The following is a 15,516-nucleotide window of genomic DNA, read 5'->3' on the forward strand; positions in this document are numbered from 1 at the left end:
CGCTATCCGTGAAGGCGGTCGTACCGTCGGCGCTGGCGTCGTAGCTAAAATCATCGAATAAGCGGTTGTAATGTATTTTTCGGGCCGGCATAATGGTCGGCCTGATTTTGTTTTAGGTCAGTAGCTCAATTGGCAGAGCGACGGTCTCCAAAACCGTAGGTTGGGGGTTCGATTCCCTCCTGACCTGCCAGATTCACTCGGTGTATCTGGCTTTCTTTTCACAGGATCTTCATAGATGACTCCTAAGGCTGAAGCTCAAGGCTCTCGCTTCGATCTGCTAAAGTGGCTTGTGGTAGCTGCTTTGGTGGTTGTGGGTGTAGTTGGCAATCAGTATTACGCTGCTTCGCCGATCCTGTACCGTGTACTAGCACTGCTCGTGATTGCTGCTGTTGCTGCCTTTGTGGGCCTGCAGACTGCAAAGGGCAAGTCGTTCTTCGTACTGGTTAAGGAAGCGCGCACCGAGATTCGTAAAGTCGTATGGCCAACTCGCCAGGAAACTACGCAGACAACGTTGATTGTTGTTGCTGTGGTTATCGTTATGGCGTTGCTGTTGTGGGGTGTTGATTCCCTGCTCGGCTGGCTTGTTTCCTTGATTGTCGGCTAAGGGTGTCCCGTGGCTAAGCGTTGGTACGTTGTGCATGCTTACTCGGGTTACGAGAAGCATGTCATGCGCTCGCTGATTGAGCGCGTTAAGCTGGCTGGCATGGAAGATGGCTTCGGCGAAATTCTGGTTCCCACTGAAGAAGTGGTTGAAATGCGTAATGGCCAGAAGCGCAAAAGCGAGCGTAAGTTCTTCCCAGGTTATGTGCTGGTGCAGATGGATATGAATGAGGGTACTTGGCACTTGGTCAAGGATACTCCTCGGGTGATGGGCTTCATTGGCGGTACCGCCGACAAACCTGCTCCAATCACCGACAAAGAGGCGGAAGCCATTCTGCGTCGCGTGGCCGATGGTAGTGATAAGCCGAAGCCGAAAACTCTGTTTGAGCCGGGTGAAGTGGTTCGTGTTACCGATGGTCCATTCGCTGACTTTAACGGCACCGTCGAAGAAGTTAACTACGAAAAGAGCCGTGTCCAGGTGGCAGTGCTTATTTTCGGTCGCTCTACCCCGGTAGAGTTAGAGTTCAGTCAGGTCGAAAAGGTCTAACTGAACAAGCATCCCAACCCCGCAGCCCTAGGCTGTGGGGTTTTGTCGTCACTGGGATAAACGCGCAAGTAACCGGGGAGCCTTTCGAGGCGTTCGAACCCGTAATTGGAGTGCCTCATGGCCAAGAAGATTACCGCTTACATCAAGCTGCAAGTGAAGGCCGCTCAGGCTAACCCAAGCCCACCTGTTGGTCCTGCTCTGGGTCAGCACGGCGTGAACATCATGGAATTCTGCAAGGCTTTCAACGCCCGTACTCAGGGTCTTGAAGCAGGTCTGCCGACTCCAGTGATCATCACTGTCTACAGCGACCGTAGCTTCACTTTCGAAACCAAATCCACCCCTGCTTCGGTTCTGCTGAAGAAGGCGGCCGGTCTGACCAGCGGTTCCGCTCGTCCGAACACCGTTAAGGTTGGCACTGTTACCCGTGCTCAGCTGGAAGAAATCGCGAAAACCAAAAACGCGGATCTGACTGCAGCTGATATGGATGCAGCCGTGCGTACTATCGCCGGTTCTGCTCGTAGCATGGGCCTTAACGTGGAGGGTGTGTAATGGCTAAGCTGACCAAGCGTCAAAAGGCTATCGCCGGCAAAATCGAAGCAGGCAAGGCCTACAACATTGTAGACGCTGCTGCTCTGCTGGCTGAGCTGTCGACTGTCAAGTTCAGCGAGTCGTTCGACGTTGCTGTAAACCTGGGTGTAGACCCGCGTAAATCCGACCAGGTTGTTCGTAGCGCTACTGTGCTGCCACACGGCACTGGCAAGACCGTTCGCGTTGCTGTGTTCACCCAGGGTCCAGCTGCTGAGGCCGCTCTGGCTGCCGGCGCTGACCGTGTAGGTATGGACGACCTGGCTGCCGAAATGAAAGGCGGCGACCTGAACTATGACGTAGTGATCGCATCCCCGGATGCCATGCGCGTTGTAGGTCAACTGGGTCAGATCCTCGGTCCACGTGGCCTGATGCCTAACCCGAAAGTCGGCACCGTAACTCCAGACGTAGCTACCGCGGTTAAAAACGCCAAGGCTGGTCAGGTTCGTTATCGCACCGACAAAAACGGCATCATCCACACTTCCGTTGGCAAGATCGGCTTCGATGCCGTCAAACTGAAGGAAAACGTTGAAGCCCTGATCGCTGATCTGAAGCGTATCAAGCCAGCTTCTTCGAAAGGTATCTACGTCAAGCGCGTTACCCTGAGCACCACTATGGGCCCAGGTCTGGTTATCGACCAGAGCTCGCTGGACGCGTAAGACAAAGGTTGGCGCGTTTGATCGCGTCAATTGAAAGATTGGGGTCCCTGCCTGGCGGGGGCTATCCAAGACCGTAGGCGACGCAAGTCTTAAACCATAAGCCTACGCAGATGGTGCTCCCGGTTCCTTACCGAATCAGACACCAAAACGACATTCGGTTTCGACCGAGTGAAACGGTAACAAGCAGGAGTTAAACCCGTGGCAATTAATCTCGAAGACAAGAAGGCCATCGTCGCTGAAGTCAACGAGGCTGCCAAAGTCGCTCTGTCCGCTGTCGTGGTTGATGCCCGTGGCGTAACAGTAGGCGCAATGACCGGACTCCGTAAAGAGGCTCGTGAAGCTGGCGTTTACGTACGTGTTGTACGTAACACCCTGCTCAAGCGCGCTGTTGCTGACACTGAATACAGTGTCCTCAACGACGTGTTCACCGGCCCGACCCTGATTGCATTCTCGAACGAACATCCGGGCGCTGCTGCCCGTATCTTCAAAGAGTTTGCCAAGGGTCAGGACAAGTTCGAGATCAAGGCAGCTGCGTTCGAGGGCAAGTTCCTCGCAGCTAATCAGATCGACGTACTGGCAACTCTGCCGACCCGTGACGAAGCAATTTCTCAGCTGATGAGCGTGATTCAAGGCGCTACCAGCAAATTGGCTCGTACTCTGGCGGCAATTCGCGACCAGAAAGAAGCTGCCGCAGCCTAAGACTCGTCGACTTCTCGCGTTTTTTGTTTATTTCGATGGTCGCGTAGGCCGTCCCCCAATTCAGGAATTGAGTCATGTCTCTGACTAACGAACAAATCATCGAAGCAATCGGCCAGAAATCCGTAGTGGAAATCGTTGAGCTGATCAAAGCGATGGAAGAAACCTTCGGCGTTACCGCTGCTGCCGCTTCGGCTGGCCCAGCTGTAGCTGCTGCTGCTGTTGAAGAGCAAACCGAGTTCAACGTTGTCCTGGTTGAAGCCGGCGAGAAGAAAGTAAACGTGATCAAGGCAGTTCGTGAACTGACCGGTCTGGGCCTGAAAGAAGCCAAAGAGAAAGTAGATGGCGCTCCTCAGGTTGTAGCTGAAGGCGTTTCGAAAGAAGCTGCTGAAGACGCTAAGAAGAAGCTGGAAGAAGCAGGCGCTAAAGTCGAGCTGAAATAAGTATCGACTTTGCTCCTCCAGCCCGAGCGTCAAGCGACAGGCTGATGGCTGGTGGCTCTTGCCACCGGCCTTTTTCCGTTATTGGCAGCCGACTGGGTCGGTGCTGATAAAGGCGCTGTAACCACCCGATGCGGTGGCGCAAACCATGGGGTTTGCACGATTTTCTGGCTGCTCCCGTCGGGAGGGGCCAAACAAGCAGGTGACCAAGCTGGGGAACGCTGATGGCTTACTCATATACTGAGAAAAAACGTATCCGCAAGGACTTTAGCAAGTTGCCGGACGTCATGGATGTGCCGTACCTCCTGGCCATCCAGCTGGATTCGTATCGTGAATTCTTGCAAGCGGGAGCGACTAAAGATCAGTTCCGCGACGTGGGCCTGCATGCGGCCTTCAAATCCGTTTTCCCGATCATCAGCTACTCCGGCAATGCTGCGCTGGAGTACGTCGGTTATCGCTTGGGCGAACCGGCATTTGATGTCAAAGAATGCGTATTGCGCGGTGTAACTTTCGCCGTACCTTTGCGGGTAAAAGTGCGCCTGATCATTTTCGACAAAGAATCGTCGAACAAAGCGATCAAGGACATCAAAGAGCAAGAAGTCTACATGGGCGAAATCCCATTGATGACTGAGAACGGTACCTTCGTAATCAACGGTACCGAGCGTGTTATCGTTTCCCAGCTGCACCGTTCCCCGGGCGTGTTCTTCGACCACGACCGCGGCAAGACGCACAGCTCCGGTAAACTGCTGTACTCCGCGCGCATCATTCCTTACCGCGGTTCGTGGCTGGACTTCGAGTTCGACCCGAAAGACTGCGTATTCGTGCGTATCGACCGTCGTCGCAAGCTGCCGGCCTCGGTACTGCTGCGTGCGCTCGGCTACACCACCGAAGAAGTGCTGGACGCTTTCTACACCACCAACGTATTCCACGTTAAAGGCGAAGGCCTGAGCCTGGAACTGGTGCCGCAGCGCCTGCGCGGTGAAGTGGCCGTCCTCGATATCCAGGACGATAAAGGCAAGGTGATTGTCGAGCAGGGCCGTCGTATTACTGCCCGCCACATCAACCAGCTGGAAAAAGCCGGGATCAAAGAGCTGGACGTGCCTCTGGACTACGTTCTGGGTCGCACTACCGCCAAGGTCATCGTGCATCCGGCTACCGGCGAAATCTTGGCAGAGTGCAACACCGAGCTGTCGACCGAAGTCCTGGCGAAAATCGCCAAGGCTGGCGTTGTTCGCATCGAAACTCTGTACACCAACGACATCGACTGCGGTCCGTTCATCTCCGACACGCTCAAGATCGACTCCACCAGCAACCAATTGGAAGCGCTGGTCGAGATCTATCGCATGATGCGTCCAGGCGAGCCGCCAACCAAAGACGCTGCCGAAACCCTGTTCAACAACCTGTTCTTCAGCCCTGAGCGCTATGACCTGTCTGCGGTCGGCCGGATGAAGTTCAACCGTCGTATCGGTCGTACCGAAATCGAAGGTTCGGGCGTGCTGTGCAAGGAAGACATCGTCGCGGTCCTGAAGACTCTGGTCGATATCCGTAACGGTAAAGGCATCGTCGATGACATCGACCACCTGGGTAACCGTCGTGTTCGCTGCGTAGGCGAAATGGCCGAGAACCAGTTCCGCGTTGGCCTGGTACGTGTTGAGCGTGCGGTCAAAGAGCGTCTGTCGATGGCCGAAAGCGAAGGCCTGATGCCGCAAGACCTGATCAACGCCAAGCCAGTGGCTGCGGCGGTGAAAGAGTTCTTCGGTTCCAGCCAGCTGTCGCAGTTCATGGACCAGAACAACCCGTTGTCCGAGATTACCCACAAGCGTCGTGTCTCTGCACTCGGCCCTGGCGGTCTGACTCGTGAGCGCGCGGGCTTCGAAGTCCGTGACGTACACCCGACTCACTACGGTCGTGTCTGCCCGATTGAAACGCCGGAAGGTCCGAACATCGGTCTGATCAACTCCCTGGCTGCGTACGCTCGCACCAACCAGTACGGCTTCCTGGAAAGCCCGTACCGTGTGGTGAAAGAGGGTGTGGTCACCGACGAGATCGTGTTCCTGTCCGCTATTGAAGAAGCCGATCACGTGATCGCGCAGGCTTCGGCGACCATGAACGAGCAGAAGGTCCTGATCGACGAACTGGTAGCCGTACGTCACCTGAACGAATTCACCGTCAAGGCGCCGGAAGACGTCACCTTGATGGACGTTTCGCCGAAGCAGGTAGTTTCGGTTGCAGCGTCGCTGATTCCGTTCCTCGAGCACGACGACGCCAACCGTGCGTTGATGGGTTCGAACATGCAGCGTCAAGCTGTACCAACCTTGCGCGCTGACAAGCCGCTGGTCGGTACCGGCATGGAGCGTAACGTGGCTCGCGACTCCGGCGTTTGCGTCGTGGCTCGTCGTGGCGGCGTGATCGATTCCGTTGATGCCAGCCGTATCGTGGTTCGTGTTGCCGATGACGAAGTTGAAACCGGTGAGGCCGGTGTCGACATCTACAACCTGACCAAATACACCCGCTCGAACCAGAACACATGCATCAACCAGCGTCCGCTGGTGAGCAAGGGTGATCGCGTTCAGCGTAGCGACATCATGGCCGACGGCCCGTCCACCGACATGGGTGAACTGGCGCTGGGTCAGAACATGCGCATCGCGTTCATGGCATGGAACGGCTTCAACTTCGAAGACTCCATCTGCCTGTCCGAGCGTGTGGTTCAGGAGGACCGTTTCACCACGATCCACATTCAGGAACTGACCTGTGTGGCGCGTGACACCAAGCTTGGCCCAGAGGAAATCACTGCGGACATCCCGAACGTGGGTGAAGCTGCACTGAACAAGCTGGACGAAGCCGGTATCGTTTACGTAGGTGCTGAAGTAGGCGCAGGCGACATCCTGGTCGGTAAAGTCACTCCGAAAGGCGAGACTCAACTGACTCCGGAAGAAAAACTGCTGCGTGCGATCTTCGGTGAAAAAGCCAGCGACGTTAAAGACACCTCCCTGCGTGTACCTACCGGTACCAAAGGTACTGTCATCGACGTACAGGTCTTCACCCGCGACGGCGTTGAGCGTGATGCTCGTGCACTGTCGATCGAGAAGTCCCAGCTGGACGAGATCCGCAAGGATCTGAACGAAGAGTTCCGTATCGTTGAAGGCGCGACCTTCGAACGTCTGCGCTCCGCTCTGGTAGGCCACAAGGCTGAAGGCGGCGCCGGCCTGAAGAAAGGTCAGGACATCACCGACGAAGTGCTCGACGGTCTTGAGCATGGTCAGTGGTTCAAACTGCGCATGGCTGAAGATGCTCTGAACGAGCAGCTCGAGAAGGCTCAGGCCTACATCGTTGATCGTCGCCGTCTGCTGGACGACAAGTTCGAAGACAAGAAACGCAAACTGCAGCAGGGCGATGACCTGGCTCCAGGCGTGCTGAAAATCGTCAAGGTTTACCTGGCAATCCGTCGTCGCATCCAGCCGGGCGACAAGATGGCCGGTCGTCACGGTAACAAAGGTGTGGTCTCCGTGATCATGCCGGTTGAAGACATGCCGCACGATGCCAATGGCACTCCGGTCGACGTCGTCCTCAACCCGTTGGGCGTACCTTCGCGTATGAACGTTGGTCAGATCCTTGAAACCCACTTGGGCCTCGCGGCCAAAGGTCTGGGCGAGAAGATCAACCGGATGGTCGAAGAGCAGCGTAAAGTCGCTGAGCTGCGCACCTTCCTGGACGAGATCTACAACCAGATCGGCGGTCGTAACGAAGATCTGGACAGCTTCTCCGATCAGGAAATCCTGGATCTGGCGAAGAACCTGCGTGGCGGTGTTCCAATGGCCACTCCAGTGTTCGACGGTGCCAAGGAAAGCGAAATCAAGGCCATGCTGAAACTGGCAGACCTGCCGGAAAGCGGCCAGATGCAGCTGACTGACGGCCGTACCGGCAACAAGTTCGAGCGTCCAGTTACCGTTGGCTACATGTACATGCTGAAGCTGAACCACTTGGTAGACGACAAGATGCACGCGCGTTCTACCGGTTCGTACAGCCTGGTTACCCAGCAGCCGCTGGGTGGTAAGGCGCAGTTCGGTGGTCAGCGTTTCGGGGAGATGGAGGTCTGGGCACTGGAAGCATACGGTGCTGCTTACACTCTGCAAGAAATGCTCACAGTGAAGTCGGACGATGTGAACGGCCGTACCAAGATGTACAAAAACATCGTGGATGGCGATCACCGTATGGAGCCGGGCATGCCCGAGTCCTTCAACGTGTTGATCAAGGAAATTCGTTCCCTCGGCATCGATATCGATCTGGAAACCGAATAACACGTGACGCGATCGAGAGCGGGGCAGGACTGCCCGCTCTCTGCTCCGCCAGGAGGAAAGGCCTTGAAAGACCTACTGAATTTGCTGAAAAACCAGGGTCAAGTCGAAGAGTTCGACGCCATCCGTATCGGATTGGCCTCGCCTGAGATGATCCGCTCGTGGTCGTTCGGTGAAGTTAAAAAGCCGGAAACCATCAACTACCGTACGTTCAAACCTGAGCGTGACGGTCTGTTCTGCGCCAAGATCTTTGGCCCGGTAAAGGATTACGAGTGCCTGTGCGGTAAGTACAAGCGCTTGAAGCACCGTGGTGTGATCTGCGAGAAGTGCGGCGTTGAAGTCGCACTGGCCAAGGTTCGTCGTGAGCGCATGGCGCACATCGAACTGGCTTCGCCGGTTGCCCACATCTGGTTCCTGAAATCGCTGCCGTCCCGTATCGGCCTGCTGATGGACATGACCCTGCGTGATATCGAACGCGTTCTCTACTTCGAGAGCTACGTCGTTATCGATCCGGGCATGACCACCCTTGAAAAAGGTCAGCTGCTGAACGACGAGCAGTACTTCGAAGCGCTGGAAGAGTTCGGTGACGATTTTGACGCCCGCATGGGTGCCGAGGCTGTCCGCGAACTGCTGCACGCTATCGACCTGGAACACGAGATTGGCCGTCTGCGCGAAGAGATTCCGCAAACCAACTCGGAAACCAAGATCAAGAAGCTGTCCAAGCGTCTGAAGTTGATGGAGGCCTTCCAGGGCTCCGGCAACCTGCCAGAGTGGATGGTGCTGACCGTTCTGCCGGTTCTGCCACCAGATCTGCGTCCACTGGTCCCGCTGGATGGCGGTCGTTTCGCGACTTCCGACCTCAACGATCTGTATCGTCGAGTGATCAACCGTAACAACCGTTTGAAGCGCCTGCTTGATCTGTCCGCTCCGGACATCATCGTACGCAACGAAAAGCGTATGTTGCAGGAAGCTGTCGATGCACTGCTCGACAACGGTCGTCGTGGCCGCGCTATCACCGGTTCGAACAAGCGTCCTCTGAAATCCCTGGCTGACATGATCAAGGGTAAGCAGGGTCGTTTCCGTCAGAACTTGCTCGGTAAGCGTGTTGACTACTCCGGTCGTTCGGTAATTACCGTAGGTCCGACCCTGCGTCTGCACCAGTGCGGTCTGCCGAAGAAGATGGCTCTCGAGCTGTTCAAACCGTTCATTTTCGGCAAGCTGGAAATGCGTGGTCTCGCGACCACCATCAAAGCGGCCAAGAAGATGGTCGAGCGCGAGCTGCCAGAGGTTTGGGACGTTCTCGCTGAAGTGATTCGCGAACACCCGGTTCTTCTCAACCGTGCACCGACCCTTCACCGTCTGGGTATCCAGGCGTTTGAACCGGTACTGATCGAAGGTAAGGCTATCCAGCTGCACCCTCTGGTCTGCGCCGCGTACAACGCCGACTTCGACGGCGACCAAATGGCCGTGCACGTACCGCTGACGCTGGAAGCCCAGCTCGAAGCGCGTGCGTTGATGATGTCGACCAACAACATTCTGTCGCCAGCCAATGGTGAGCCAATCATCGTTCCGTCGCAGGACGTTGTATTGGGTCTGTACTACATGACTCGTGAAGCGATCAACGCCAAGGGCGAAGGTCGTGTGTTCGCGGATCTGCAGGAAGTTGACCGTGTGTTCCGTGCCGGCGAAGCTGCACTGCACGCCAAGGTCAAGGTTCGTATCAACGAAACCGTCAATGACCGTGACGGCAACAGCGTGAGCAACACTCGTATCGTCGACACCACTGTCGGCCGTGCGCTGCTGTTCCAGGTTGTGCCAAAAGGTCTGTCGTACGATGTCGTCAACCTGCCGATGAAGAAAAAGGCGATCTCCAAGCTGATCAACCAGTGCTACCGCGTGGTAGGTCTGAAAGAGACCGTGATCTTCGCTGACCAGTTGATGTACACCGGTTTCGCTTACTCGACCATCTCCGGCGTTTCCATCGGTGTTAACGACTTCGTTATCCCGGATGAAAAAGCCCGCATCATCGGTGCAGCCACCGACGAAGTGAAAGAGATCGAGAGCCAGTACGCCTCCGGCCTGGTAACCCAGGGCGAGAAGTACAACAAAGTGATCGACCTTTGGTCGAAGGCGAACGACGAAGTTTCCAAGGCGATGATGGCCAACCTCTCGAAAGAGAAAGTCATCGACCGTCACGGCGACGAAGTCGACCAAGAGTCCTTCAACTCGATGTACATGATGGCCGACTCGGGTGCGCGGGGTTCCGCAGCACAGATTCGTCAGCTGGCCGGTATGCGTGGTCTGATGGCCAAGCCGGACGGTTCCATCATTGAAACGCCGATTACTGCGAACTTCCGTGAAGGTCTGAGCGTACTCCAGTACTTCATCTCGACTCACGGTGCTCGTAAAGGTCTGGCGGATACCGCGTTGAAAACTGCGAACTCCGGTTACCTGACTCGTCGTCTGGTAGACGTGGCGCAGGATCTGGTTGTAACCGAGATCGATTGCGGCACCGAACACGGTCTGTTGATGACTCCGCACATTGAAGGCGGTGACGTTGTAGAGCCGTTGGGTGAGCGCGTATTGGGTCGTGTTATTGCCCGTGACGTATTCAAGCCAGGCACCGAGGACGTTATCGTTCCTGCCGGTACCCTGGTAGACGAGAAGTGGGTCGAGTTCATCGAGCTGAACAGCATCGACGAAGTGATCGTGCGTTCGCCGATCAGCTGCGAAACCCGCTATGGCATTTGCGCCAAGTGCTACGGCCGTGATCTGGCTCGTGGTCACCAGGTGAACATCGGTGAAGCGGTCGGCGTTATTGCTGCCCAGTCCATCGGTGAGCCGGGTACCCAGCTGACGATGCGTACGTTCCACATCGGTGGTGCGGCAAGCCGTACTTCCGCAGCCGACAGCGTTCAGGTGAAGAATGGCGGTACTGTCCGTCTGCACAACCTGAAACACGTTGAGCGAGTGGATGGCCACCTGGTTGCCGTGTCCCGTTCCGGTGAGCTGGCAATCGCTGATGACTTCGGTCGTGAGCGTGAGCGTTACAAGCTGCCGTACGGTGCTGTGATTTCGGTTAAAGAAGGTGACAAGGTCGACGCTGGCGCAATCGTGGCCAAGTGGGATCCGCACACTCACCCGATCGTTACCGAAATGAAAGGTACCGTGACCTACGTGGGCATGGAAGAAGGCATCACGATCAAGCGTCAGACTGACGAATTGACCGGTATGACCAACATTGAAGTACTCGACGCGAAAGATCGTCCAGCTGCGGGCAAAGAAATCCGTCCAGCAGTGAAGATGGTCGACGACAACGGCAAGGATCTGTTGCTGCCAGGCACTGACGTTATCGCTCAGTACTTCCTGCCAGCCAACGCCCTGGTCGGTGTTGCGGACGGTGCGAAGATCGCGATCGGTGACGTTATCGCTCGTATCCCGCAAGAAACTTCGAAAACTCGCGACATCACCGGTGGTCTGCCGCGTGTTGCCGACCTGTTCGAAGCTCGTCGTCCGAAGGAAGCGTCGATTCTGGCTGAAGTCAGCGGCACCATCGCGTTCGGTAAAGAGACCAAGGGCAAGCGCCGTCTGGTCATTACCCCGAACGACGGTAGCGATCCGTACGAAGAGCTGATTCCGAAGTGGCGTCACCTGAACGTGTTCGAAGGTGAACAGGTAAACCGCGGCGAAGTTATCTCCGATGGTCCAAGCGATCCGCACGACATCCTGCGTCTGCTGGGTGTGAGCGCGCTGGCCAAGTACATCGTGAACGAGATCCAGGACGTTTACCGTCTGCAAGGTGTGAAGATCAACGACAAGCACATCGAGACCATCCTGCGTCAGATGCTGCGTAAAGTTGAGATCTCCGAGTCCGGCGATTCCAGTTTCATCAAGGGCGACCAGATGGAGCTGACTCACGTACTGGTAGAGAACGAGCGTCTGAGCGCGGAAGACAAGTTTGTCTCCAAGTTCACTCGCGTTCTGCTGGGTATCACCAAGGCGTCGTTGTCGACCGAATCGTTCATCTCGGCGGCTTCCTTCCAGGAAACCACTCGCGTACTGACCGAAGCGGCAGTCACCGGCAAGCGCGACTACCTGCGCGGCCTGAAAGAAAACGTGGTTGTGGGTCGTCTGATCCCGGCCGGTACCGGTCTGGCGTACCACAGCGAGCGCAAGCGTCGTCGTGATGCCGACAAGCCGTTGCGCGTAAGCGCCAGTGAAGTGGAAGCTGCACTGACCGAAGCGCTGAACTCGAGCGGTAACTGAGTTCTGCGGTAACTAAGCTGAGGCCCTGATCGCTCCGTTCGTCGAATCGAGACAAATTGTCAAGGTTCGACGGGCGGGGAGGTCGGGGCCTTGCCTTGACTGGGGACAAGATCCTCTTTAGACTCTTGATCCCCTAAATTTGGCGGGAATCCGTTCCTGTCATTTTGCTTTTCTTGCAAGACAATAGCGTCGCAAGACAACAGTGGAGCTAGTAGATGGCAACTATCAACCAGCTGGTACGTCAGCCGCGTAAGCGTATCGTCGAGAAATCCGACGTACCTGCGCTGCAGAACTGCCCGCAACGTCGTGGCGTGTGCACCCGTGTGTACACCACCACGCCGAAAAAACCTAACTCGGCACTGCGTAAAGTATGCCGTGTGCGTCTGACCAACGGTTTCGAGGTCTCCTCGTACATCGGTGGTGAAGGCCACAACCTGCAAGAGCACAGCGTGGTACTGATCCGTGGCGGTCGTGTAAAAGACTTGCCAGGTGTTCGTTACCACACCGTTCGCGGCTCCTTGGATACTTCCGGCGTTAAAGGCCGTAACCAGGGTCGTTCGAAGTACGGTACCAAGCGTCCGAAGTAATCGGCCGTTTTGCAGATTTTCATTTTATTGAGTCGATAAGAGTAAGGTCGGGCTTGCATCCACTGGATCTGTCCCGAACTAACCTGAAGACCGCTTGAGGGCTTATCATGCCAAGACGTCGCGTAGCAGCAAAGCGTGAGATTCTGGACGATCCGAAATACGGAAGCCAGATCCTCGCCAAATTCATGAACCACGTTATGGAAAGCGGCAAGAAAGCCGTTGCCGAGCGTATCGTTTATGGTGCCCTGGAAACCGTGAAGGCTCGTAAGGCCGGCACCGATCCCCTGGAACTCTTCGAAAAAGCACTCGACGCCATCGCTCCGCTGGTCGAAGTGAAGTCGCGCCGCGTTGGTGGTGCTACTTACCAGGTTCCGGTCGAGGTTCGTCCTTCCCGCCGTAACGCTCTGGCAATGCGCTGGTTGGTAGACTTCGCCCGTAAGCGTGGCGAGAAGTCTATGGCTCTGCGCTTGGCTGGCGAACTGCTGGATGCTGCTGAAGGTAAAGGTGCTGCTGTTAAGAAGCGTGAAGACGTGCACCGTATGGCCGAAGCCAACAAAGCTTTCTCGCACTACCGCTTCTAATTTTAGCTTCACTAATTTTGCGAGGGCTTTATGGCTCGTACTACTCCGATTAGTCGCTACCGTAACATCGGTATCGTCGCTCACGTGGATGCTGGTAAAACCACCACCACCGAGCGCGTCCTTTTTTACACTGGCAAAAGTCACAAAATGGGCGAGGTGCATGACGGCGCCGCGACCACAGACTGGATGGTGCAGGAGCAGGAGCGTGGTATTACCATTACTTCTGCTGCCATCACCGCCTTCTGGAAAGGTTCCGAGAAGCAGTATCCTCACGAACACCGCTTCAACGTCATCGATACCCCGGGCCACGTAGACTTCACCATTGAAGTTGAGCGTTCCCTGCGCGTACTCGACGGCGCTGTCGTTGTATTCTGCGGTACTTCGGGTGTTGAGCCTCAGTCGGAAACCGTATGGCGTCAAGCCAACAAATACGGCGTTCCACGTCTTGTTTACGTAAACAAGATGGACCGTGCTGGTGCCAACTTCCTGCGCGTGATTGGTCAGATCAAACAGCGTCTGGGTCACACTCCAGTGCCGATTCAGCTGGCTATCGGTTCGGAAGACAACTTCCAGGGCCAGATCGACCTGATCAACATGCAGGCTGTTTACTGGAACGACTCTGACAAGGGTATGGTTCCTGTTCGCAAGGAAATCCCTGCGGACATGCTCGAGCTGGCTACTGAGTGGCGCAGCAACATGGTTGAGGCTGCGGCCGAAGCCAGTGAAGAGCTGATGAACAAGTATCTGGAAGGCGAAGAGCTGTCGATCGAAGAGATCAAGGCTGCTCTGCGTCAGCGCACTATTGCTGGCGAAATCGTTCTGGCTGTGTGCGGTTCTTCGTTCAAGAACAAGGGCGTTCCCCTGGTTCTCGACGCCGTTATCGACTTCCTGCCTGCTCCAACCGACATTCCTGCGATCAAGGGTTCCAACCCTGATAACGAGGAAGAGGAAATGGAGCGTCACGCAAGTGACGACGAGCCGTTCGCGGCGCTGGCGTTCAAAATCGCTACTGACCCATTCGTGGGTACCTTGACCTTCGTCCGCGTTTACTCGGGCGTGTTGAACTCCGGCGACGGCGTGATCAACTCGGTTAAAGGCAAGAAAGAGCGCGTGGGTCGTATGGTGCAAATGCACGCAAACGCCCGTGAAGAGATCAAGGAAGTGCGCGCTGGCGACATCGCGGCCCTGATCGGCATGAAGGACGTCACCACTGGTGAAACCCTCTGCAACGCTGACAAACCAATCATCCTGGTTCGTATGGACTTCCCGGAGCCGGTTATTTCGGTTGCCGTAGAGCCTAAGACCAAGGATGACCAGGAAAAAATGGGTATCGCACTGGGCAAGCTGGCTCAGGAAGACCCGTCTTTCCGCGTTAAGACTGATGAAGAGACTGGTCAGACGATCATCTCCGGCATGGGCGAGCTGCACCTGGACATCCTGGTTGACCGGATGCGCCGTGAGTTCAACGTCGAAGCCAACATCGGCAAGCCTCAAGTTTCGTACCGTGAGCGCATCACGAAGAACTGCGAAATCGAAGGCAAGTTCGTTCGCCAGTCCGGCGGTCGCGGCCAGTTCGGTCACTGCTGGATCCGTTTTGCTCCTGCTGACGAAGGTCAGGAGGGTCTGCAATTCCTGAACGAAGTAGTAGGTGGTGTGGTTCCTAAGGAATACATCCCGGCTATCCAGAAGGGTATCGAAGAGCAGATGAAGAACGGCGTTGTTGCCGGCTATCCGCTGATCGGCCTGAAGGCTACCGTGTTCGATGGTTCTTACCACGACGTCGACTCCAACGAGATGGCGTTTAAAGTGGCTGCTTCCATGGCGACCAAGCAACTGGCCCAGAAGGGTGGTGGTGAGTTGCTCGAGCCGATCATGGCGGTAGAGGTTGTTACGCCTGAAGACTATATGGGTGATGTGATGGGCGACCTTAACCGTCGTCGCGGCATGATCCAGGGTATGGAAGATACAGTGTCCGGCAAGGTTATCCGTGCCGAGGTTCCACTGGGTGAGATGTTCGGTTATGCGACCGACGTTCGTTCCATGTCCCAGGGTCGCGCAAGCTACTCTATGGAATTCAAAAAATACGATACGGCTCCGTCGCACATCGTCGAGTCCGTAACCAAAAAACAAGGCTGATTCAGCCCCTTTAGGCTAGGAGTTAATTGTCGTGGCTAAAGAAAAATTTGATCGTTCCCTACCGCACGTCAACGTTGGCACCATTGGTCACGTTGACCACGGTAAAACCACTCTGACCGCTGCT

General features: G+C 55.8%; 12 protein-coding genes and 1 tRNA gene. All 13 read left to right on the top strand.

Annotated features, from left to right (window positions below):
- Positions 1-114: 114 nt before the first annotated feature.
- Positions 115-190: transfer RNA gene (locus B1722_RS28275), tRNA-Trp, on the top strand.
- Between the two features lie 45 nt (positions 191-235).
- Positions 236-604, top strand: coding sequence for a preprotein translocase subunit SecE (gene secE, locus B1722_RS28280; RefSeq protein WP_041074957.1), 369 nt, complete (start codon positions 236-238; stop codon positions 602-604).
- Positions 605-613: 9 nt separating this feature from the next.
- Positions 614-1,147: a transcription termination/antitermination protein NusG gene (gene nusG, locus B1722_RS28285; RefSeq protein ID WP_025113545.1), complete on the top strand. Its 534-nt coding sequence runs from the start codon at positions 614-616 to the stop codon at positions 1,145-1,147.
- 117 nt (positions 1,148-1,264) lie between these two features.
- Entirely contained in the window at positions 1,265-1,696 is a 432-nt protein-coding gene (gene rplK, locus B1722_RS28290) for a 50S ribosomal protein L11 (RefSeq protein WP_003228756.1), read from the top strand.
- Positions 1,696-2,391, top strand: a complete 696-nt coding sequence (gene rplA / locus B1722_RS28295) for a 50S ribosomal protein L1 (protein ID WP_003228754.1) — start codon at positions 1,696-1,698, stop codon at positions 2,389-2,391. Before rplK ends, rplA begins: the two co-directional genes overlap by 1 nt.
- Before the next feature lie 198 nt (positions 2,392-2,589).
- The gene (gene rplJ / locus B1722_RS28300) at positions 2,590-3,090 is read left to right on the top strand and encodes a 50S ribosomal protein L10 (RefSeq protein ID WP_003228752.1); all 501 of its coding nucleotides are present in this window, start codon (positions 2,590-2,592) and stop codon (positions 3,088-3,090) included.
- A 74-nt stretch (positions 3,091-3,164) separates the two neighbouring features.
- Positions 3,165-3,530 (top strand): 50S ribosomal protein L7/L12, encoded by a 366-nt coding sequence (rplL, locus tag B1722_RS28305; protein WP_041074960.1) that lies wholly within the window; start codon positions 3,165-3,167, stop codon positions 3,528-3,530.
- Positions 3,531-3,751: 221 nt separating this feature from the next.
- Entirely contained in the window at positions 3,752-7,825 is a 4,074-nt protein-coding gene (gene rpoB, locus B1722_RS28310; RefSeq protein WP_027614262.1) for a DNA-directed RNA polymerase subunit beta, read from the top strand.
- A gap of 63 nt (positions 7,826-7,888) precedes the next feature.
- A complete protein-coding gene (rpoC, locus tag B1722_RS28315; protein ID WP_027614261.1) occupies positions 7,889-12,088 on the top strand; it encodes a DNA-directed RNA polymerase subunit beta' in 4,200 nt (1,399 codons plus the stop codon).
- 215 nt (positions 12,089-12,303) lie between these two features.
- Complete coding sequence (gene rpsL / locus B1722_RS28320) at positions 12,304-12,675, top strand: 30S ribosomal protein S12 (RefSeq protein ID WP_003186084.1); 372 nt, start codon at positions 12,304-12,306, stop codon at positions 12,673-12,675.
- Positions 12,676-12,782: 107 nt separating this feature from the next.
- Positions 12,783-13,256, top strand: a complete 474-nt coding sequence (gene rpsG / locus B1722_RS28325) for a 30S ribosomal protein S7 (RefSeq protein WP_003228745.1) — start codon at positions 12,783-12,785, stop codon at positions 13,254-13,256.
- A 30-nt stretch (positions 13,257-13,286) separates the two neighbouring features.
- Positions 13,287-15,392 (top strand): elongation factor G, encoded by a 2,106-nt coding sequence (gene fusA, locus B1722_RS28330; protein WP_047296931.1) that lies wholly within the window; start codon positions 13,287-13,289, stop codon positions 15,390-15,392.
- A gap of 31 nt (positions 15,393-15,423) precedes the next feature.
- Positions 15,424-15,516 (top strand): GTP-binding protein (locus tag B1722_RS28335; RefSeq protein ID WP_133295916.1); only part of this gene is annotated, 93 nt, incomplete at its 3' end.

This window comes from Pseudomonas sp. SCPG-7 (assembly GCF_002156405.1).
In the GTDB taxonomy this organism is placed as follows: Bacteria; Pseudomonadota; Gammaproteobacteria; order Pseudomonadales; family Pseudomonadaceae; genus Aquipseudomonas; species Aquipseudomonas parakoreensis.

Excerpts from the sequence above, each read along its gene's own strand:
- secE (WP_041074957.1), top strand. The coding sequence starts at position 236 with ATGACTCCTAAGGCTGAAGCTCAAGGCTCTCGCTTCGATCTGCTAAAG.
- rplK (WP_003228756.1), top strand. The coding sequence starts at position 1,265 with ATGGCCAAGAAGATTACCGCTTACATCAAGCTGCAAGTGAAGGCCGCT.
- rplA (WP_003228754.1), top strand. The coding sequence starts at position 1,696 with ATGGCTAAGCTGACCAAGCGTCAAAAGGCTATCGCCGGCAAAATCGAA.
- rplL (WP_041074960.1), top strand. The coding sequence starts at position 3,165 with ATGTCTCTGACTAACGAACAAATCATCGAAGCAATCGGCCAGAAATCC.
- rpoB (WP_027614262.1), top strand. The coding sequence starts at position 3,752 with ATGGCTTACTCATATACTGAGAAAAAACGTATCCGCAAGGACTTTAGC.
- rpsL (WP_003186084.1), top strand. The coding sequence starts at position 12,304 with ATGGCAACTATCAACCAGCTGGTACGTCAGCCGCGTAAGCGTATCGTC.
- rpsG (WP_003228745.1), top strand. The coding sequence starts at position 12,783 with ATGCCAAGACGTCGCGTAGCAGCAAAGCGTGAGATTCTGGACGATCCG.
- fusA (WP_047296931.1), top strand. The coding sequence starts at position 13,287 with ATGGCTCGTACTACTCCGATTAGTCGCTACCGTAACATCGGTATCGTC.